This is a genomic window from Delftia sp. HK171 (genome assembly GCF_001886655.1).
GTDB classification, from domain to species: domain Bacteria; phylum Pseudomonadota; class Gammaproteobacteria; order Burkholderiales; family Burkholderiaceae_C; genus Comamonas; species Comamonas acidovorans.
This window is the reverse complement of record NZ_CP018101.1, coordinates 1,694,001-1,713,256: the sequence shown is the minus strand read 5'-3', so window position 1 is coordinate 1,713,256 and position 19,256 is coordinate 1,694,001. Positions and strand designations below refer to the sequence as shown.

Here is a 19,256-nt window from a genome sequence, read left to right as displayed (position 1 = left end):
GTGAGGCAGTCGAAAAGGATCTTCGATGCAAAGCGTGGCAGCAGGTTCCCACACCACCGCTTTCACCGCCTTCATCCGCCAAACAGCCACCCTGCGGCCAGCGTGCCGGCATAAAACAGCAGCAGGGTCACAGGCACCAGATGCCAGCCCCAGACCCGGAACCACCAGTGATTGAACCAGGTCACCAGCGCACCGATGACGGCGCAGATGGCCAGCGCATCCAGCCGCTGCCGAAAACTGTCAGCAACACCTTCGGACGCGAAGAAGATGAACGCCGCGATGAAGGAACACAGCAGGGCGGTGTAGACCGCCACTTTCTCTTGCCTGCGCAATTTCAGGATGCTCATGGAGGGCCAGGGAGGTTTCGATGATTCGGTCGTCAGAAAAGCCCGCGCCGCCAGAGCGCGCAGGTTTCACAGCGGCGCAATTCTTCGTATACCGCCCTGAATGCGCCATCAGACCCGTCCGAATCTGCAGCCACTGCTGCGCATGCGCAACGCGCTGCTGCTCCTTCAACACTCCATCCGCCCCACCCGCTCAATCAGCCACGGCCAGCACCACGGCGGACTCCGGCACCGTCAGCCAGACCTTGCGCCCTGCGCGCAAGGTCCAGGACTCGCCCTCGGCCGGCTCGGCCGCGTAACCCACGCCGCTACCGCCCCAGGGCAGTTGTGCCACCACTTCACGCGGCCCCGCCCTGTCGGCCCGGGCCACGCGCTGCACCTGGGCGGGCCAGGCATTGGCCTGGGCATGCACATCGGAGCGTGGCGCCGAAGGCAGCACCTGCACGGCTGCGGCCTTGCACAGCGCCATCAGGGGCAGGCCCGGCGCCAGGCCCAGCAACTGGGCGCTTTCTTCGGTGATGCGTGCGGCAATGCCTGATGCATCCCCGCCGCCGTCGGGCAGCAGCCAGACGCGGACCTGGGCGCCCTGCGCCTGCAGGGAACCAACCCGGCAAGGCCACAGATTGCGCATGCTGGTGCGCAGGCCCAGCCCCAGCCCGGGAGCCGCCGAAGAAACGCCGGCGGGCCCCCCAAAGCGCTGCAGCACCTGCGCGCGCGCCTGCTCCAGCGCATCGGCCATGGCCAGCAGGGACTGCCCGGCCTCGGTGATGCGCGCGCCACCACCGCCGGCGCCACCCACCGAGCGCTCCACCAGGGCACGGCCCGCCAGATTGGTCAGCACATCCAGCGCCTGCCAGGCCGCCTTGTAGCTGACACCCGCCTCGCGCGCGGCCTGGGAAATCGAATGCCCTGCCGCGATATGCCGCAGGATGGCGATGCGCCGGTCGGCCAGGTCATGGCCCAGCGCGGGCACCAGGTCTGAGGGAGAAGCGGGGGTTGCGGCTGTCATGCGCAGCATCATGCCCGCCAAGCGTTATTTCCCGCCAAGCAAAACGCCTGCACCCTGTATGCGCATTTTCAGGTCGTTACACTGCGCTATTCACCAACGGAATAGCGAGAGACCCATGAACGTGAACCAGCCCCTGCGTGCCACCGCCTTCGCCGCCCTTGCCCTGTTCGGCTGGGCCGCCGCGCAGGCCGCCGAAGTGTCGGTGGCCGTCGCCGCCAACTTCACGGCGCCCATGCAGAAGATCGCCGCCGAGTTCGAGAAGGACACCGGCCACAAGGCCCTGCTGTCCTTCGGCGCCACGGGCAAGTTCTATGCGCAGATCGTCAACGGCGCGCCCTTCCAGATCCTGCTGGCCGCCGACGACACCACGCCCGAGAAGATCGCCAAGGAAGGCCGCGGCCTGCCCGATTCGCGCTTCACCTACGCCATCGGCCAGCTGGTGCTGTGGAGCCCCAAGGCCGGCTATGTGGACGACAAGGGCGAGGTCCTCAAGACCGGCGACTACAAGCACATCGCCGTGGCCAATCCCAAGCTGGCGCCCTACGGCACGGCAGCCATGGAAGTACTGAACAAGCTGGGCATCACGGCCCAGGTGCAGCCGCGCATCGTCATGGGCGAGAACATTGCCCAGACCTACCAGTTCGCGGCCACGGGCAATGCCCAGCTGGGCTTTGTGGCCCTGTCGCAGGTGATGGAAAACGGCAAGCTGCGCGAAGGCTCGGCCTGGCAGGTGCCCGGCTCCATGCACGAGCCCATCCGCCAGGACGCCATCGTGCTCAACAGCGGCAAGGACAACGAAGCCGCCGCCGAGCTGATGAAGTACCTGCGCGCCGACAAGGCCCGTGCCATCATCCGCTCCTACGGCTATAGCTTCTGACACCTGTTGAGGCGCGCTTGCGCGCCTTCCCTCTCTCCTGGGGAGGGGTCGGCCGGCACGGGCCCGTGCTCAGCGTCGCTGAGCCGGGCCGCGCCGGTTTCGTGCGTTGAGTGAGATCCAACAGCGCTGCGAACCACTGAATTCTTCCCGCATGATTCTTACCGCCGACGACTACGCCGCCATACGGCTGACGCTGAAACTTGCCAGCGTGACCACGGTGCTGCTGCTGACGCTGTGCACGCCGCTGGCCTGGTGGCTGGCGCATACGCGCTCGCGCTGGCGCGGCCCGATTGGCGCCGTGGTGGCGCTGCCCCTGGTGCTTCCGCCCACGGTGATCGGTTTTTACCTGCTGGTGACCATGGGTCCCAACGGCCCCGTGGGGCAGCTGACGCAGGCGCTGGGGCTGAGCACCCTGCCCTTCACTTTTCCGGGCCTGGTCATCGGTTCGCTGGTCTATTCCATGCCGTTCACGGTGCAGCCGCTGCAGCGCGCCTTCGAATCCCTGGGCACGCGGCCCATGGAGGCTGCGGCCAGCCTGGGCGCGGGGCCGCTGGACCGCTTCTTCACCGTGGCGCTGCCGCTGGCGCGCCCGGGCTTCATCACGGCGGCCGTGCTGACCTTTGCGCACACCGTGGGCGAGTTCGGCGTGGTGCTGATGCTGGGCGGCAATATTCCCGGCGTGACGCGCGTGGTCTCGGTACAGATCTACGACCATGTGGAGGCCATGGAGTACGCCCACGCCCACTGGCTGGCGGGTGGCATGGTGGTGTTCTCCTTCCTGGTTCTTCTGGCCCTGCACCTGTTGCAGCCGCGTGAGGAGCGCCGCGCATGATGACCGCCTTCTCTCCCTCCCTGATGTCCGACGTCGCGCACCCCCATCCCTCCTCGGAAATCATCGCAAACCTGGCGCTGGAACGTGCCGACTTCCGCCTTGACGTGCAGCTGCAGTTGCCCGGGCGCGGCGTCACCGCCCTGTTCGGCCCCTCGGGCTGCGGCAAGACCACCTGCCTGCGCGCCCTGGCAGGACTGGAGCGCGCGCGCGGCCGCGTCGCCGTCAACGGCGAGGTCTGGCAGGACGATGCGGCCAGCCAATGGCTGCCCACGCACCGCCGTGCGCTGGGCTATGTGTTCCAGGAAGCCAGCCTGTTCCCGCACCTGACCGTGCGGCGCAACATCGACTACGGCATGCGGCGCACGCCGGCCGCGCGGCGCAAGGTATCCCAGGACCAGGCCGTGTCCCTGCTGGGCATAGGCCACCTGATGGACCGCATGCCCTCCACCCTGTCGGGCGGCGAGCGCCAGCGCGTGGCCATTGCTCGGGCGCTGGCCACCAGCCCGCGGGTGCTGCTGATGGACGAGCCCCTGGCCGCGCTGGACGCCCAGCGCAAGGCCGAGGTCCTGCCCTACCTGGACCAGCTGCGCCGCGAACTCGACATTCCCGTCCTCTACGTCAGCCACTCCATCGACGAGGTCGCTCGCCTGGCCCAGCACCTGGTGCTGCTCAAGGCAGGCGGCATCGTCGCGGCCGGCGCCACCAGCGAGCTGCTGGCACGGCTGGACCTGCCCCTGAGCATGGGCGACACGGCAGCGGCCATGGTCAGCGCACAGGTCCAGCAGCACGATCCCGATGCACACCTGAGTACGCTGTCCTTCGATGGCGGGCGCCTGCGCCTTGTCATGGCCTCCCCGCGCCCCGTCGGCGAAACCGTGCAGTTGCGCGTGCAGGCACGCGATGTGAGCCTGAGCCTGCAGCACCCGCAAGACAGCAGCATCCTCAACATCCTCCCGGCCACCGTGCAGGAGCTGCGTGAGGACGGCCCGGGCCAGGTCATGGTCTCGCTGCAACTGGGCCCGTCCCGCCTGCTGGCACGCATCACCCTGCATTCCGCCCGGCAGCTGGGCATTGCGCCGGGCATGCATGTCTTCGCCCAGATCAAGGGCATGGCATTGCTGGACTGAGCACGCGCGGCGGCGCCGATATCATGCGGAAGCCGCCTGCGCGGCCCACGCCATGAACGCCACCACCGAACACGCCCCCGCACCCGTCCCCGCCCCAGACGCAGGCCCCGGCGCAGCAGATGCTGCATGCGCCGCCCCGCCCGCCATTGCCGCACTGCGCACGCATGCGGTGGCGCGCCACCGGCTCGGTGAAGGCGGCGCCGTCAGCATCCAGGCCGAACCGCAGGTGCTGGCCAGCGAAGTCCCCATCGCCCTGGTGTTCAATGGCATCTCTCACGCCGTGATGATGGGCACGCCCTCGGACCTGGAAGACTTTGCGCTGGGCTTTGCGCTCACCGAAGGCATTCTGGACAGCGCTGCCGACTGCTACGGCATCGAGGTGCGCACCGTGGCTGCACAGGCCGCAGGCCTGCCGGCCGGCATGGACGGCATCGAGGTGCAGCTGGACGTGGCCTCGCGCTGCTTCGCCCGCCTCAAGGACCGGCGCCGCAGCATGAGCGGGCGCACGGGCTGCGGTGTCTGCGGCGTGGACAGCTTCGCGGCGCTGGACCTGTCCTTCGACCCCCTGCCCGCGCACGACTGGATCGCCCGTGTCGATGCCGACACCGTCTGCGCAGCCATCGCGGCACTGCCGCCGCTGCAGTTGCTCAACGCCGAAGCCGGCGCCGTGCATGCCGCAGGCTGGGCAGGGCTGGACGGGCAACTGACGGATGTGCTCGAAGACGTGGGCCGCCACAACGCGCTGGACAAGCTGGTCGGCCGCCTCTCCCGCACGGGCCGCCTGGGCGAGGCCGGCTTTGTCGTGCTCTCCAGCCGGGGCAGCCATGAGCTGGTGCGCAAATGCGCCAAGGTCGGCATCGCCGCCCTGGCCACCATCTCCGCGCCCACGGCCATGGGCGTGCAGATGGCCGAACTGATCGGCCTGCGCTTCTGGGGCCTGTGCCGCCCGCCCAAGGCGGTGCTGTATGCGCCGGGCCGCACCTGACCCAATGCCCGAGTGCCGCGCCTGCGCGGCGGCAAGTTCGTAGAATCGCGGGTTCAGCCCCTGGATGTACACCATGAACCGCTGCAAGCCCCATTTCTCTACCGTCCGCCGCCTGTGTGCCGGCGCCCTGCTCGCCGGCCTGGCCTGCGCCAGCCTGGGCGTGGCCGCGCAGGGCCTGCCGTCCAACGAGACGCGCAATTTTCCGCCGCAGGCCCAGTTCGGCGAGCTGGTCGTGACCCAGTTCCCCGAGGTGGAGATCGACGGCAAGACCATTCGCACCAGTCCGGGCTTTCGCCTGTTCAGCCCTGAACGCACGCTGGTGCAGGCCATCAATTACCAGGGCAGCAAGCTCGTGGTGGGCTATGTGATCGAGCCGCAGACGCAGTGGCTGCACCAGGCCTGGATCCTGACCAAAGCCGAGGCCGACAAGCACTACAAGCCCAAGTCGATGCTGCAGCGCATCTTCAACTGAGCACCGCGCACACCACAGCAAGCGCACAGCACGTACACGGCTGACGCGGCCCGCGCCTTGCGGGGCGCAGCGGCCCGGCCATGGGGCACGCCGCCCCCTGGCCGAGCCACCTTCATTTTTTGCAGACCGCCGCTTGCAGTGCGGCGGCTGCCTGACGGAACCCCACCATGTCCAAGAAAGTCTTTATCAAAACCTTCGGCTGCCAGATGAACGAGTACGACTCGGACAAGATGGCCGATGTGCTGGGCGCAGCCCAGGGCTACGAATCCACCGATGACCCGGAGCAGGCCGACCTGATCCTGTTCAACACCTGCTCGGTGCGCGAGAAGGCGCAGGAGAAGGTGTTCAGCGACCTGGGCCGCTACAAGCACCTGAAGGAACGCGGCGTGCTCATCGGCGTGGGCGGCTGCGTGGCCAGCCAGGAGGGCGAGGAAATCATCAAGCGCGCGCCCTATGTGGACGTGGTCTTCGGCCCGCAGACCCTGCACCGCCTGCCCGAGCTGCTCAATGCACGCGCCGCCAAGCACAAGCCCCAGGTCGATATCAGCTTTCCCGAGATCGAGAAATTCGACCACCTGCCGCCCGCGCGCGTGGAAGGCTCCTCGGCCTTCGTCTCCATCATGGAAGGCTGCTCCAAGTACTGCAGCTACTGCGTCGTGCCCTATACGCGCGGCGAGGAAGTCAGCCGCCCGTTCGAGGACGTGCTCATCGAGGTCGCCGGCCTGGCCGACCAGGGCGTGAAGGAAGTCACGCTGCTGGGCCAGAACGTCAACGCCTACCTGGGCAAGATGGGTGACACGGCCGAGATCGCCGACTTTGCCCTGCTGCTGGAGTACGTGTCCGAGATCCCCGGCATCGAGCGCATCCGCTACACCACCAGCCACCCCAACGAGTTCACGCCGCGCCTGATCGAGGCCTACGCTCGGCTGCCCAAGCTGGTCAGCCACCTGCACCTGCCCGTGCAGCACGGCAGCGACAAGATCCTCATGGCCATGAAGCGCGGCTACACGGCCATGGAGTACAAGAGCACCATCCGCAAGCTGCGCGCCATCCGGCCCGAAATGGCCATGAGCAGCGACTTCATCGTGGGCTTCCCCGGCGAGACGGAGGAAGACTTCCAGAAGATGATGAAGCTCATCCACGACGTGCGCTTCGACAACAGCTTCAGCTTCATCTTCAGCCCCCGCCCCGGCACGCCGGCCGCCAACCTGCACGACGACACGCCGCACGAGGTCAAGCTGCGCCGCCTGCAGGAGCTGCAGGCCGTGATCAACAACAACATCAAGGACATCAGCGACGAGCGCGTGGGCACGGTGCAGCGCCTGCTGGTGGAAGGCCTGTCCAAGCGCGATGGCAGCGAACTCATGGGCCGCACCGAGTGCAACCGCGTGGTCAACTTCCCGGGCAACGAGCGCCTGATCGGCCAGATGATCGATGTGAAGATCACCGAGGCCCGCACCTTCACGCTGCGCGGCGAAGTCGTGGTGCGCCACTGACCCCAACCCGGCCCCGGCGGCCCAGCGATCTCCTGCGTAACCAAAGCCCGGCAATGCCGGGCTTTTTTGCATGTAACAGGACGTGAAAACAGCCCGGCCACTCTGGCATGGTGCCGGCTGGGCCGCTAGCATCGCGGGGTCGCCGCCCTGAGGTCCGTCGGCCTGCATGGCTTTTCCAGCTTCGCTTGCTTGCTATCGATTCCATGAACACCTCCCAGCCCGCCAACGCCCAGGCCGTCCTTGAGGGCGAAGCCCTGCATGCCTTCATGGACCAGGCGCACGACCTGCTGCAGCAGGAGGATGATGCCAGCCCCATCGCCCCGGCCGAACGCCAGGCGGCCGTCATGGAGCTGCTCTCGCAGCAGCGTTTCGCCCCGGCCACGGTGGGCGAGCTGGAGCGTCTGCACGATCTCTGGCTGGACCTGGAACGGCCCGAAACCGCCAACGCACTGCTGCGCGAACACCGCGCTGCCACGCTGCAGCCCTTGCAGGGCGACAACCACCTGCTGGCCACGGCCAGCCTGGCGCTCAGCGACATCCAGAGCCGGCTGCGCTTTGACCGTGAAGGCGGCGTGGCCCTGCTCGCGCCCGCTGCCGATCTCATGGGCCGGCTGCCGCACACCGGCGAGCCCTACCGCTACTGGAACGGCTGGCACTACCTGGCCCGCGAAGCCCAGGCCTGGGAGCTGGCCGAGCAAGGCGTGGACCTGCAGCGCAGCCACGAACGCAGCGACCCGGATGGCGAGGCCTCCCCCGCGCGCCGCGACGCGCGTGCCTGCCTGCGCAAGGCCGAGCTGGCCCGTCTGCGCGGCGATGTGCCCGCCACCGTGCGCCAGGTGCAGGCCGCCACGGCGCTGCTGACCCAGGCCGATGCAGAGCAGAACGTGGACTTCGACGACTGGCTGCACCTTGCGCGCGAGGTCCTGCCGCTGGCCCCGCAAAGCGTTCCGGCCGTGCTCATGGCGGCGGAGCAGCACCTGGCCCGCACCGAAAGCCCCGCCGCATCGCAGGCGGTGCGCACGCACCGCAAGGTCCATGCGGCCCGGCTGCAGGCCATGGCCTGCCATGCCATGGGCCAGCCCGAGGCCGCGCTGCAGCTGGCTGCGCTGGGCCGCTTCGGCCTGGTGGATGACTCCGACGATGCCTTCAGCGGCCTGGTGCTGCAGTGGCTGGAAGAGGCGGGCCGCCTGGCCGATGCGGCGGACCTGGCGCTGGAAAGCGTGCTGCACAGCCGCCCCGGATCGGCCCGTCAGGGCTATGAACTGGCCTTGCGCAGAGTGGACAGCGACACCGCCCATGCACCGGCCTGGGCGCTGATCCTGGCCTGGGCGGGACTGGATTCCGACATGCAGGAGATCCTGGAAGACAGCCCGGCTGCTCCGCGCAGCGCCGACGACTACCTGGCCCTGGCGCGCACCCAGGCGCCCGGCCACCCTCTGCTGGACCTGATCGACGGCTGGCGCCTGGCCAAGGACCGCCAATGGGAGCAGGCCCTGCCTCTGCTGGAGCGCGGCGTGTCCGACCAGCCCCGGCACGCCAACTCCGAGCTGCTGCCCATGCTCTGGGCCGCGCGCTTCGCCGTGCTGCCCGCCGCGCAGGCGCTGCAGCGCCCCTTTGCGCAGGGCCATGGCGCCCACTGGTGCTATGCGGCGGGCGTGACCCTGGACGACGAGGACGACCTGGCCTCCCTCATGGGCGAAGGCCGGCAGGTGCCGGGCGACGAGGCGCGCGAGCCGCTGGTGCAGCGTTACTACGAAGAGGGCCTGGCCCGCTTCGAAGCCTTCTGGGCCACCGGCCAGGGCCGGTACAAGGACGCACACCTGCACGTCTACTCCATGCTCTGCAACAACCTGGCCATCAAGTACCGCTCGCAGCAGCGCTATGACGAGGCGGCGGCCCTGCACCACAAGGGCCTGTCCAGCAGCCCCTTTGCCGAACACCACGACGGCCTGCTGTGGTGCGCCATCCGCCGTGACGACCGCCCCGGCATCGTCACGGCGGCCGAGCAGCTGTGGCACTTCACCCAGGACTACGGCTACAGCCGCCACTGCCCCACGGACTACTTCCCCAGCGCGGCGCTGGCGCTCTACCAGCTGGGCCGCGCAGGCGAAATCGGCATCTGGCTGGAGCGCCTGGACCAGTGGTTCGAGGAACTGGACGAGGACGACCAGCGCGAACAGCGGCGCGACTACCTGGCCTCGCTGATGTCCCTGCTCGACTTCTTCTCCGAAAACCATGGCGAACTGGTGCGCCCGCGCCTGGACGCCCTGCTGCCCGAAGTGCGCGCCCTGGGCGAGTGCTACACGCTGCGCCGCCTGGCCTGCGCCATGGAAAGCTGCGGCCCCATCGACCAGGCCGTGGCCCTGCACCGCGAGGCCATCGCCAAGCTCACGCCCGACGACGGCGAGGCCGAGCACAGGATGGCAAAGGACGGCCTCAAGCGCTGCCTCAAGCTGCGCTCGGACAGCAAGCCCTGGTGGAAGCTGTGGTGAACCCGGGCGCCGGTGCCAACGCCGCCAGTGCCTATCGGCCGCGCGACGTGGTCAATGCGCCGGCCATCAAGCAGCGCATCCGCGAGCGCAGCGCCGCACGCGGCGACAGCGAGGAGATCGCCGCCTGGCTGGCCAACCACTTCTACCGCCATGTGATCGGCAACCTCGACGCCGATCCGCCTGCCGTGCAGCCCGTGTCCACGCAGGCCGAGCTGCTGCGCCTGCACCGCCGCGCCGAGCCTGCCGCCTGGGCGCTGGAGCGCCTGCGCGAACATGCGTCCCGCCAGCCGCTGTCACCGGACAGGCCGGCGGCCGACGGCAACGCGCCGCTGTGGTGGGTGGAGCCCGACAGCGCAGCCCTGCTGGCGCTGGAGAGCCGGCTGCTGGAGTTCCTGTCCACCCGGCGCGGCACCGCGCTGGAAGGCAAGCTGCAGCGCATCAACTGCCCGCAGGCGCTGGCGCGCTGGACGCTGGAGCACCTGGCCTTCGCCCGGAGAAGCGACAGCGGCTGGGCCGAGCACCGGCCCGGCGCCGTGCGCCCGCTGCTGCGTGGCCAGCTGGGTGTCTTCGTCGAATTCGATGCCCAAAGCCCGGACCTGCGCGCCGAAATGGCCTATGAAAGCCAGATGATGCGCCACTGCCTGGGCCAGTTCAGCGAGCGCGGCGCACTGCGCGGCGGCTATGGCGAGCACTACGCCGAAGCCTGCGAGCAGGGCCGGCTGCGGCTGTTCAGCTACCGCACGGGCACGGCCCAGCCGCGCATCACCGTCAGCGCCCAGGTGCGGGACGACGGGCGGCTGCGCATCGACCAGATCAAGGGCAAGCAGAACCGCCCGCCGATTGCGCGCTACCTGGCCGATGTGCTGGCCCTGCTCAATCACCTCGATACCGATGGCGAGGCGCCGGCGGACGCCCTGGCCATGGGCATCGTGCGCCGACCGGCACAGCTGCTGGCCACGGGCAGCGCGGCTGCCTGGTGCGCGGCCAGCGAGCTGCACACCGAGGCCGAGCAGCTGTGGCTGCTGCAGTCCCACCCGGCGCTGCTGGAGCAGCTGGACATCCGGTCGCCCCTGATGCAATGGCTGGTCGTGGCACGCCGCGACACCGTGCCCGTGCCCGCCTTCGAGCGCATGCCGCGCAGCGCGGCCCTGCAGCAGTCGCTGGAGCTGGCGCGCCGCCGGGCGGGATCGCCGGGCAGGACAGGAAATCCGCGATGAACGCCTTCACCCTTGTTGTGCTGTCTGCATTGGTCTGGTGGGCAGTGCGCGCCGGCCTGCGGCGCATGCGTGCGTCGCGCCAACGCGGTGACTTCAGCAACTACCGCAGCGGTGACGCGGCACTGGACTGGGCCCTGGCCCTGGCCCATCCCATGGCCTTTCACGCCATTCAGGGCGGCTTTGCGGACCGGCAGCTCAACGGCGCCGACTCCGCCCTGACCACCCAGCTGCGCCCCATGGTGCTGCACCACCTGGGCCTGCGCACCGACCTGGACGATGCCCAGATCGCACGCCAGTTGCCCGACGGCCTGCGCCAGCGCTGGTTCACGCTGGACCTGCAGCGCCTGCAGGCCGGTGACGATCCCCATGCCGCCATGGCCTTTGCCTGCGCACGCGTGGCCTTCCATGTGCGCTGCGCCTGGCTGCTGGGCTGGGTGGACGAGTCCCTGCACCAGCAGATCCTGCACCTGAACGCATGCCGCGCGCGGGACTGCTTTGACAGCTGGCAGGCCTTCGGCCTGGCCTACGCACGCGGCCGCAGCCAGTGGCTGGCCCGTGGTCGCGCCGACGTGCTGGGGCGCAGCGTGACGCCCGAGCAAGTGCAGCAGTGGGTGGCCGACCCCCGCCACCCCTGGCATGCCATGCCCTGGCAGCAGCAGGCCGTCCGGTGACTGCCGCCAGGTGGGTGCGCCGCCTGCCCTGCCTGCCCTGCCCGGTGCTCAGCCTTCGCCATGCACCTTGGCGAAGGTGAGGATCACCTCCCGCACCACCTGGCGCTGAGGCGCGGGCAGCTTCAGAAAGGCATCGAAGGTTTCGCGTTCGAGATAGCCCACGCCCGGCTCCTGGCATTCGAGCGGCGACGGCAGGGACGGCGGGGACCGCTGGGCTGATTCGCCATAGCGCAACACGTCGGGCTCGACCTCGAGCAGACCCGCCAGCAGCACCAGCTTGTCCTGCTCGGGAACGGCCTCGCCGTTCAGCCAGCGCGAGACCGCCTGGAAGGAGATCGGCCGACCCCAGTAACTGGAATTGAACAGCTTCAGAAGCACGCTGGGCCGGGGCTCCAGTCCCGCAGCCTCGATGGCCTGGCGCAGGCGCATTGCGAATTCGAGCTTGTTACGCATTCCGACACCCTGGATTTCCCTGGAATCTTGATTGAATCATCAGCCCGTCGCCCGGCCAGCGTTCAGGCGAAGATGCTGCGCGCCTCGGTGAAGCGCTTGGCGAAATAGGTGTTGTCCATGCGCACGCGCTGCACCGTGCCGCCGCTGGACGGTGCATGCACGAACTGGCCGTTGCCCACAAAGATGCCCATGTGCGAATAGCGCGCGCCCAGGGTGTTGAAGAACACGAAGTCGCCGCGCTGCAGGCTGCGGCTGCCCACGGGATTGCTGAACTGCGCCCACTGCGCCGTGGTGCGCGGCAGGCGGTTTTCGGTGATGCCGCCCACGGCCCACTGGATCAGGCCGCTGCAGTCGAAACCGCCTTCGGGCGAATTGCCGCCATAGGTATAGGGCGTGTTGACCACAAGCATGGTGCGCGCCAGCAGCGCCTCGCGCAATTCGCCGTCCAGATTGAGCGCCTGCGGCGAAGGCACCGGCGCCGGGCCCGCGCCCTTGCGTGGTGCGGAAGAGCAGCCAGCCAGCAGCACGGCGGCCGCCAGCAGACCCCAGTCACGGCGCGAGAGCCGCACGCCGGTCACCGGAGACACCGCAAGGGAAGTCGAAACACCAGCCTTCATGGCGCTGCATGTTCTCACAAAGCCCTCGCGGCCAAAAGAAAAGCCGCAGGCTGCGCTGCGGCTTGGCGGCAAAGAGCGCGCGGCCCGGCGGCTCAGGCAGTGCCCATCAGAACGGGAGCTTGGGCATGCCGCCGCCACCGCCCATCATTCCCTTCATGGCCTTCATGCCGCCCATGCGCTTCATCATCTTCATGAGGCCGCCGCCCTTCATCTTCTTCATCATCTCCTGCATCTGCTCGAACTCCTTGAGCAGGCGGTTGACTTCCTGGACCTGCACGCCCGCGCCGTCGGCAATGCGCTTCTTGCGCGTGGCCTTGATGATCTCGGGCTTCTTGCGCTCCTTGGCGGTCATGGAGCAGATGATGCCTTCCTTGCGGCGGATCTCGCGCTCGGCCTTGTCCATGTCCACCTGGCCGGCCTTGGCCGTGAGCTGGGCCGGCAGCTTGTCCATGAGGTTGGACAGGCCGCCCATCTGCTTCATCTGCTGGATCTGGGCCAGGAAGTCGTTGAGGTCGAAGCCGTCGCCGCTCTTGACCTTCTCGGCCAGCTTCTGCGCGGCCTCCATGTCCACGCCCTTGGTGACCTGCTCGACCAGGGCCACGATGTCGCCCATGCCCAGCACGCGCTGCGCGTGGCGGTCGGCGTCGAACACCTCCAGGCCGTCGATCTTCTCGGACACGCCGGCGAACTTGATGGGGGCGCCCGTGATCTGCCGCACCGACAGCGCCGCGCCACCGCGCGAGTCGCCGTCGAGCTTGGTCAGCACGATGCCGGTCAGGGGCAGCGCTTCCTTGAAGGCCTTGGCCGTGTTGATCGCATCCTGGCCCTGCATGGCATCGACGACGAACAGGGTCTCGACCGGCTTGAGCGTGGCGTGCAGATCCTTGATCTCGGCCATCAGCAGCTCGTCGATGGCCAGGCGGCCGGCCGTATCGACCAGCAGCACGTCAAAGAAGTGGCGCTTGGCGTAGTCCAGCGCGGCCACGGCGATGTCGTGGGGTTTCTGGTCGGGCGTGGAGGGGAACCACTCGGCACCGGCCTGGGCGGTCACGGTCTTGAGCTGCTCGATGGCGGCGGGGCGGTACACGTCGCCCGACACGGTGAGCACCTTCTTCTTGCGCCGCTCGATCAGGTGCTTGGCCAGCTTGGCCGTGGTCGTGGTCTTGCCGGCGCCCTGCAGGCCCGCCATCAGGATGACGGCCGGCGGCTGGGCGTTGAGGTTGATGTCGGCCACGCCCTCGCCCATGGTGGCGGCGAGTTCCTTGTTGACGATGGACACCAGCAGCTGGCCCGGCTGCAGCGAGCCCAGCACCTCCTGGCCCAGCGCCTTTTCCTTGACGCGCGCAACGAAGTCGCGCACCACGGGCAGGGCCACGTCGGCCTCGAGCAGGGCCATGCGCACTTCGCGCAGCATGTCCTGCACGTTGGATTCGGTGATGCGGGCCTGGCCGCGCATCTCCTTGACGAGTCGCGAAAGTTTGTCGGTCAGAGCGGAGGCCATAAGCGGGGAGGAACTGGAGTCGTCGGAAAGGAAAAGGTGTGCTGCAGCGAGCCAGCCGGGGCCAGGTGGCCAAGTGGGGCCGGGTCGCGGCACGGACCCTGCAGATCCCGATGATTCTACCCGCTGCCCCTGCCGGGGTAAGTACCGGCCTTCCGTGCCCCACGGCACGCACTGGCCAGCAGTAACATGCGCAATGTCTCCATAGTTTATGGCTATCACATTCCGCAATGCTGGCTTGCTACCGCCTGGGAGTCTTCATGCCTGATACGCCGTATCGCCAGTTCCTGGACCGTGTGCCCGACGGTTTTCTTCTGTTTGACGAGCAGGGCGGCCTGCTCGATGCCAATGCCCAGGCCTGCGCCAGCCTGGGCCATCACAAGGCCGCCATGCTGGGGCTGGGCATCATGGACGTATGGCTGGACCTGGATGGACGGCCGCGTGATTTCTGGCGGGACATGGTCGTGGACAGCCAGGCCCGTCTGCGAGGCCGGCTGACCCGCCGCGATGGCAGCAGCTTGCCCGCCGAGATCCATGTCCATTGCCTGTCACTGTCGGGCAGGCGGCTTTTCTTCACTACCTGGCACGACCTCGGCGAGCGCACCGGCCAGGACGAGCCGATCGGCCAGCCCAATGCGCAGCTTGAGCCGCACCTGCAAAACCGCACCTGGCCGTGGCAGGACTCGACGCGCCTGCTGGAGACCGTGATGCGCGAGACGCCCGACCTGGTCTTCGCCAAGGACCGGCAGGGCCGCTACACCTTCGCCAACCCCGCCACAGCCCGCTTTGCCGGACGCGCGCCCGAAGACATCGTGGGCAAGACCGACCAGGAGCTTTTCTCCGACAGCAGCTTCACCGACAGCGACCGCCGGGTGCTGGACAGCGATGCGCCCGTGGTGATGGACGATCATCTGCTGGTCGACGGGCAGCGCCGCATCTTCCAGTCCACCAAGATTCCCTATCGCGATGCCGAGGGCCGGACCGTGGGCGTGCTGGGCATTGCGCGCGACATCACCCTCATGCGCCAGACCGAGTCCCAGCTGCAAAAAAGCTACGACGTGCTGCGCCAGGCCGAACAGCTGGCGCGCCTGGGCAGCTGGACATGGGAACTGGACACCGGGCACTTTCAGGCTTCGGAGATGATGTATGTGATGAACGGCCTGGACCCCCAGGGTCCGCCACTGAAGCGCCATGCCCTGCGCGCCATGCTCGGGCCGCAGGATCTTGCCCGGCTCACCGCTGCCGTGGATCTGTGCATCAGCACCGGCCAGTCCTACAGCCTCGATGTGGTCCAGTGCTGCCCGGACGGCCGGCAGTTCGCCGCCCGCCTCATGGGCCGGGCCCTGCGCGACGAGCAAGGCCGCATCGTCGCGCTCAGCGGCACGCTGCAGGACCTGTCCGAACGCGAGGACGCACGCATGCGCCTCGAAGCCCTGGCCGACAACCTGCCCAGCGGCGCCATCTACCGCCTGGAAGGCGGCTTGACGCAACTGCGGCTCAGCTACATCAGCGCCGGCATAGAGAACCTGATCGGCGTGCCGGCCCACGCCATCATGGCCGATCGGCAGGTCTACCTGAATGCCATCCATCCCGAGGACCTGCCGCTCTACCAGGGGATGATGCAACGCTCGATCGATACGCTGCGGGTCTTCGATTGCCGCTTTCGCGTGCTCAAGCCCGACGGAGAGATCCGCTGGCTGCGCTGCCGCTCGGCCCCCCGGCGCTGTCAGGAGGGCATGGTCTGGGACGGCATCATGCTGGACATCACCCGCGAGCGCGAGGCCGAGCAGGCGCTGCATCAGGCCAAGGAAGCCGCCGAAGCGGCCGAACGCGCCAAATCGGATTTCCTGGCCATCATGAGCCACGAAATCCGCACACCCATGAATACCGTCATCGGCATGACGCGCCTGGTGCAGCAGACCGCGCTGACATCGCGCCAGCGCGGCTACCTGGAGAAGGTGGAGCGCTCGGCCAGCGCCCTGCTGGCCGTGATCAACGACATCCTCGATTTCTCCAAGATAGAGGCGGGCATGCTGGCGCTGGAGGAAGTGGACTTCGCCCTTGACGATGTGCTGGAGACCGTGACGGCCTCCACGGCACTGCGCGCAGAGGAAAAGGGGTTGGAAGTGGTCTATGCGCTGGACCCGCAGCTGCCGCCCCGTTTGCGCGGCGACCCAATGCGCCTGGGCCAGGTGCTGACCAACCTGGTCGGCAACGCCATCAAGTTCACCGAGCATGGCGAGGTGGTGATCTCCCTGCATCTGGCGCCGCCACCGGTGGACGCGCCTGCGGATGCCGATGCGGACACCACGGCAGCGCCCCTGCACCACCTGTGCGTGAGCGTGCGCGACACCGGCATAGGCCTGGATGCATCGCGGGCCGAGCGGCTGTTCCAGCCCTTCACCCAGGCCGACATCCAGACCACGCGCCGCCACGGCGGCACCGGCCTGGGCCTGGCCATCTGCCACAGGCTGGTGCAGCTCATGGGCGGCGAGATCGGCGTGTGCAGCCAGCCCGGCCAGGGCAGCGACTTCCGCTTCACGGCCAAGGTCCGGCTTGCCACGGATGCGCTGCCGGACGGCCACGACAACCTGGGCAGCACCGGCGTTCTCATCGTCGACGACAACGCCAGCGCGCGCGAGGCGCTGGCCGCCATGGTGCGCAGACTGGGCATGCGCTGCGATACGGCGGCGGACGGCATGCAGGCGCTGCGCATGCTTCAAGAGGCCGCACGCCAGGAATCCCCCTATGGCCTGGCCCTGCTGGACTGGCGCATGCCCGGCATGGACGGACTGGAGCTGGCACGCCGCATGCGCGAGCGACAGGACCTGGTCAAGACCCCGGCTGCGCTCATGGTCACGGCCTTCGGGCGCGACGAAGTGCAGCTGCGTGCCGCGCAGTTTGGCCTGCGGGGCCTGCGAGGCCTGCTGATCAAGCCCCTGACCGCATCGGCACTGAGGTCCTGCATCCGGGAGGCGCTGCGGGACCCGGAATCGACCCAGCCCGAAGACCCGGCGGCCGGCCCGTCGCCACAGCAGCGCTACCCCGACCTGCCTGGGCGCAGGGTGCTGGTGGTGGATGACAACGTGCTCAACCGCGAGGTGGCCACCGAGCTGCTGGAGCAGGCCGGCATATCGGTACAGACTGCGCAAGACGGTCTGCAGGCGCTGCAGCTGCTCGACAGTCAGCCTTTCGATGCCGTGCTCATGGACGTGCACATGCCCGGCATGGACGGCCTCAGTGTCACGCGCGCCCTGCGCACGCGCAGCGCGCTGCGGCATCTTCCGGTGATCGCGCTGACTGCGCAGGCCTATGTCGAGGAGCGCGCCCGGATCGAGGCCGCAGGCATGAATGCCCATCTGACAAAACCCGTTGACGATGTGCTGCTGTACGAGACGCTGCAGCGCTGCCTGCGCGCAGCCCCGCCGACAACGGCAGCGCCTGCGCCGGCCCCGCCCTCCCGGCCCACGCCGCCAACCCCTGCCCCGGCCTGGGATCCTGTGCAGCTGCGGCAATGCCTTGCCAGCCAATCGCCGCGCATGCTGCATGCGATCGAAGGCTTTGCCCAGGACTTTGCCGATGCGCCGCAACAGCTGCGCAGCGCCGCGCGCAGCGGCAACTGGGCAACCGTGGCGTTGTTGGCGCATACCTTCAAGGGCAGCCTGGGCTACCTGGGCGCGAACCTGCTGGAGCAATGGTCGGCCATGGCCGAGACCGGCGCGCATGCCTGCCTGTCAGGCGACGGCAATGGCGGGAATGCCCGGCCCAGCGGTGATCTGCCATCCCTGGTCCAGGCGCTGGCCGATGGGCTGCAGGGCCTGCTGGCGGAAATCGCCGTGCGGTCCAGGCAGTTGGCCTTGCCACCCCTGGCCACGGTGTCCAGCGCTGCGCCCCCGCAGCAGCGGCAGCGGCAGCGGCAGCCGATGACCGCAGAGGAAGTCTCATCCACGCTGGCTCGGCTGCGGCTGCAGATTGCCGACAGCGACTATGCCGCCGTGGCCGAACTGGAACGGCTGCGGCCCCTGGTCAGCGGGCGCCATGCGTCCGTGCTGCAGCGCATCCAGCGCTGCACCGAGTCCCTGGAAACCGAGGCGGCGCTGCAGGCGCTCGATCAGCTGGCGCGGAGCATGGCCGCGAACCGGATGGCCCTACAGGGAGCTGCAGATGCTTGACGCCCTGACCGGGTCGGAGCTGCCCACGGTCCTCATCGTGGACGACGAGCGGCTGAACCGCAGCATGCTGGCCGAGCTGCTGAGCCCCCACTACCGAGTGCTGCTGGCCAAGGATGGCCCTGGCGCCCTGGTGGTCGCCCACCGCGAAGCCCACCGCCTGCAGCTGATCCTTCTGGACCTGGCCATGCCCGGCATGAACGGCTACGAGGTGCTGGGTGCGCTGCGCGCGCAGGAGCGCACCGCCCATATCGCCGTCATCTTCATCACCGGACAGAGCAATGCCGAGGCCGAGGAATACGGCCTGCGCCTGGGCGCGGCCGACTATGTCTCCAAGCCCATACGCCCCGCCGTGGTCGAGGTGCGCGTGCGCAACCAGATACGGCTGGCCCTGCAGCGCCAGGCCCTGGAGCGCCTGGCCATGGTGGACGGGCTGACCGGCCTGGCCAACCGGCGCCACTTCGACGACGTGCTGGAGCGCGCCTACCGCCGCAGCCTGCGCACGGGCGAGCCCGTGGGCCTGGCTCTCATTGATATAGACCACTTCAAGCAATACAACGACTGCTATGGCCATGTGCAGGGGGACGAGGCGCTCAAGGCCGTGGCTGCCACGCTGCAGCGCCATGCGCGCCGGCCCTACGACCTGGCAGCGCGCTTTGGCGGCGAGGAATTCGCGCTCATCCTCCCCGGCGAAAGCGACGCCCCGGCCATGGCCGAGCATTTCCGCCAGGAAGTGCTGCGCCTGTCCATCGCCCACGCCGCCTCTCCCACGGCGCCGCAGCTCACCGTCAGCTGCGGCGTACTCACCGTGCGGCAGCCGTCTGCCGCGCCTTTGGAAACCTGGCTGCAGAAGGCGGACGGCCTGCTCTACCAGGCCAAGGCCCAGGGGCGCAATCGCATCGAGGCAGCCGCGGAGCCCTGAAAATGCGCGCCGAACCACGGTATGGCACCCGGATTCTGAGCCTGCACAACCGGCGGCGGGAAAGCCACAGCTATC

16 protein-coding genes are annotated in these 19,256 nt (G+C 68.6%); 11 read left to right on the top strand and 5 right to left on the bottom strand.

The window, feature by feature from the left end:
- Positions 1-71: 71 nt before the first annotated feature.
- Together BO996_RS07715 and BO996_RS07710 are read right to left on the bottom strand one after the other, a co-directional pair.
- Positions 72-347, bottom strand: coding sequence for a hypothetical protein (locus BO996_RS07715; RefSeq protein ID WP_012203452.1), 276 nt, complete (start codon positions 345-347; stop codon positions 72-74).
- Positions 348-537: 190 nt separating this feature from the next.
- On the bottom strand, positions 538-1,365 hold the full coding sequence (locus BO996_RS07710; RefSeq protein ID WP_071954425.1) for a TOBE domain-containing protein: 828 nt from the start codon (positions 1,363-1,365) through the stop codon (positions 538-540).
- A gap of 103 nt (positions 1,366-1,468) precedes the next feature.
- Here BO996_RS07710 and modA point away from each other — a divergent pair, with 103 nt between their 5' ends.
- The 9 genes from modA (at position 1,469) to BO996_RS07665 (ending at position 11,522) form a co-directional block, all read left to right on the top strand.
- On the top strand, positions 1,469-2,230 hold the full coding sequence (gene modA / locus BO996_RS07705; RefSeq protein WP_063327200.1) for a molybdate ABC transporter substrate-binding protein: 762 nt from the start codon (positions 1,469-1,471) through the stop codon (positions 2,228-2,230).
- Between the two features lie 151 nt (positions 2,231-2,381).
- Positions 2,382-3,062, top strand: coding sequence for a molybdate ABC transporter permease subunit (gene modB, locus BO996_RS07700; protein ID WP_013804076.1), 681 nt, complete (start codon positions 2,382-2,384; stop codon positions 3,060-3,062).
- The gene (gene modC, locus BO996_RS07695; protein ID WP_071954424.1) at positions 3,059-4,189 is read left to right on the top strand and encodes a molybdenum ABC transporter ATP-binding protein; all 1,131 of its coding nucleotides are present in this window, start codon (positions 3,059-3,061) and stop codon (positions 4,187-4,189) included. The genes modB and modC overlap by 4 nt, the downstream gene beginning before the upstream one ends.
- A 52-nt stretch (positions 4,190-4,241) precedes the next feature.
- Positions 4,242-5,174 carry a formate dehydrogenase accessory sulfurtransferase FdhD gene (fdhD, locus tag BO996_RS07690; protein WP_012203447.1) on the top strand — a complete coding sequence of 311 codons (933 nt, stop codon included), beginning with the start codon at positions 4,242-4,244 and terminating at the stop codon, positions 5,172-5,174.
- Positions 5,175-5,247: 73 nt separating this feature from the next.
- Positions 5,248-5,646 carry a hypothetical protein gene (locus tag BO996_RS07685; protein ID WP_063328008.1) on the top strand — a complete coding sequence of 133 codons (399 nt, stop codon included), beginning with the start codon at positions 5,248-5,250 and terminating at the stop codon, positions 5,644-5,646.
- 167 nt (positions 5,647-5,813) lie between these two features.
- Positions 5,814-7,142, top strand: a complete 1,329-nt coding sequence (gene miaB, locus BO996_RS07680) for a tRNA (N6-isopentenyl adenosine(37)-C2)-methylthiotransferase MiaB (RefSeq protein ID WP_012203445.1) — start codon at positions 5,814-5,816, stop codon at positions 7,140-7,142.
- 203 nt (positions 7,143-7,345) lie between these two features.
- Entirely contained in the window at positions 7,346-9,634 is a 2,289-nt protein-coding gene (locus BO996_RS07675; RefSeq protein WP_071954423.1) for a tetratricopeptide repeat protein, read from the top strand.
- Positions 9,631-10,851: a collagen alpha-1(I) chain gene (locus BO996_RS07670; RefSeq protein WP_083571211.1), complete on the top strand. Its 1,221-nt coding sequence runs from the start codon at positions 9,631-9,633 to the stop codon at positions 10,849-10,851. Before BO996_RS07675 ends, BO996_RS07670 begins: the two co-directional genes overlap by 4 nt.
- Positions 10,848-11,522, top strand: coding sequence for a DUF1266 domain-containing protein (locus BO996_RS07665; protein ID WP_071954422.1), 675 nt, complete (start codon positions 10,848-10,850; stop codon positions 11,520-11,522). The genes BO996_RS07670 and BO996_RS07665 overlap by 4 nt, the downstream gene beginning before the upstream one ends.
- 48 nt (positions 11,523-11,570) lie before the next feature.
- Here the strand turns inward: BO996_RS07665 and BO996_RS07660 are convergent, their stop codons facing one another.
- From BO996_RS07660 to ffh, 3 genes are all read right to left on the bottom strand, one after another.
- Complete coding sequence (locus tag BO996_RS07660) at positions 11,571-11,975, bottom strand: helix-turn-helix domain-containing protein (protein ID WP_071954421.1); 405 nt, start codon at positions 11,973-11,975, stop codon at positions 11,571-11,573.
- Positions 11,976-12,037: 62 nt separating this feature from the next.
- The gene (locus BO996_RS07655; RefSeq protein ID WP_071954420.1) at positions 12,038-12,592 is read right to left on the bottom strand and encodes a C40 family peptidase; all 555 of its coding nucleotides are present in this window, start codon (positions 12,590-12,592) and stop codon (positions 12,038-12,040) included.
- Between the two features lie 106 nt (positions 12,593-12,698).
- Positions 12,699-14,093: a signal recognition particle protein gene (gene ffh, locus BO996_RS07650; RefSeq protein WP_012203439.1), complete on the bottom strand. Its 1,395-nt coding sequence runs from the start codon at positions 14,091-14,093 to the stop codon at positions 12,699-12,701.
- A 257-nt stretch (positions 14,094-14,350) separates the two neighbouring features.
- Between ffh and BO996_RS07645 the strand changes: the two genes are divergently transcribed.
- Together BO996_RS07645 and BO996_RS07640 are read left to right on the top strand one after the other, a co-directional pair.
- Entirely contained in the window at positions 14,351-18,262 is a 3,912-nt protein-coding gene (locus tag BO996_RS07645; protein WP_071957047.1) for a PAS domain-containing hybrid sensor histidine kinase/response regulator, read from the top strand.
- Positions 18,255-19,181 (top strand): GGDEF domain-containing response regulator, encoded by a 927-nt coding sequence (locus tag BO996_RS07640; RefSeq protein ID WP_071954419.1) that lies wholly within the window; start codon positions 18,255-18,257, stop codon positions 19,179-19,181. Before BO996_RS07645 ends, BO996_RS07640 begins: the two co-directional genes overlap by 8 nt.
- The last annotated feature ends 75 nt before the right edge of the window (positions 19,182-19,256 follow it).

What these genes read in the sequence shown, in the direction of transcription:
- BO996_RS07715 (WP_012203452.1), bottom strand. Translation starts at nt 347, where the DNA reads ATGAGCATCCTGAAATTGCGCAGGCAAGAGAAAGTGGCGGTCTACACC.
- BO996_RS07710 (WP_071954425.1), bottom strand. Translation starts at nt 1,365, where the DNA reads ATGATGCTGCGCATGACAGCCGCAACCCCCGCTTCTCCCTCAGACCTG.
- modA (WP_063327200.1), top strand. Translation starts at nt 1,469, where the DNA reads ATGAACGTGAACCAGCCCCTGCGTGCCACCGCCTTCGCCGCCCTTGCC.
- modB (WP_013804076.1), top strand. Translation starts at nt 2,382, where the DNA reads ATGATTCTTACCGCCGACGACTACGCCGCCATACGGCTGACGCTGAAA.
- modC (WP_071954424.1), top strand. Translation starts at nt 3,059, where the DNA reads ATGATGACCGCCTTCTCTCCCTCCCTGATGTCCGACGTCGCGCACCCC.
- fdhD (WP_012203447.1), top strand. Translation starts at nt 4,242, where the DNA reads ATGAACGCCACCACCGAACACGCCCCCGCACCCGTCCCCGCCCCAGAC.
- BO996_RS07685 (WP_063328008.1), top strand. Translation starts at nt 5,248, where the DNA reads ATGAACCGCTGCAAGCCCCATTTCTCTACCGTCCGCCGCCTGTGTGCC.
- miaB (WP_012203445.1), top strand. Translation starts at nt 5,814, where the DNA reads ATGTCCAAGAAAGTCTTTATCAAAACCTTCGGCTGCCAGATGAACGAG.
- BO996_RS07675 (WP_071954423.1), top strand. Translation starts at nt 7,346, where the DNA reads ATGAACACCTCCCAGCCCGCCAACGCCCAGGCCGTCCTTGAGGGCGAA.
- BO996_RS07665 (WP_071954422.1), top strand. Translation starts at nt 10,848, where the DNA reads ATGAACGCCTTCACCCTTGTTGTGCTGTCTGCATTGGTCTGGTGGGCA.
- BO996_RS07660 (WP_071954421.1), bottom strand. Translation starts at nt 11,975, where the DNA reads ATGCGTAACAAGCTCGAATTCGCAATGCGCCTGCGCCAGGCCATCGAG.
- BO996_RS07655 (WP_071954420.1), bottom strand. Translation starts at nt 12,592, where the DNA reads ATGAAGGCTGGTGTTTCGACTTCCCTTGCGGTGTCTCCGGTGACCGGC.
- ffh (WP_012203439.1), bottom strand. Translation starts at nt 14,093, where the DNA reads ATGGCCTCCGCTCTGACCGACAAACTTTCGCGACTCGTCAAGGAGATG.
- BO996_RS07645 (WP_071957047.1), top strand. Translation starts at nt 14,351, where the DNA reads ATGCCTGATACGCCGTATCGCCAGTTCCTGGACCGTGTGCCCGACGGT.
- BO996_RS07640 (WP_071954419.1), top strand. Translation starts at nt 18,255, where the DNA reads ATGCTTGACGCCCTGACCGGGTCGGAGCTGCCCACGGTCCTCATCGTG.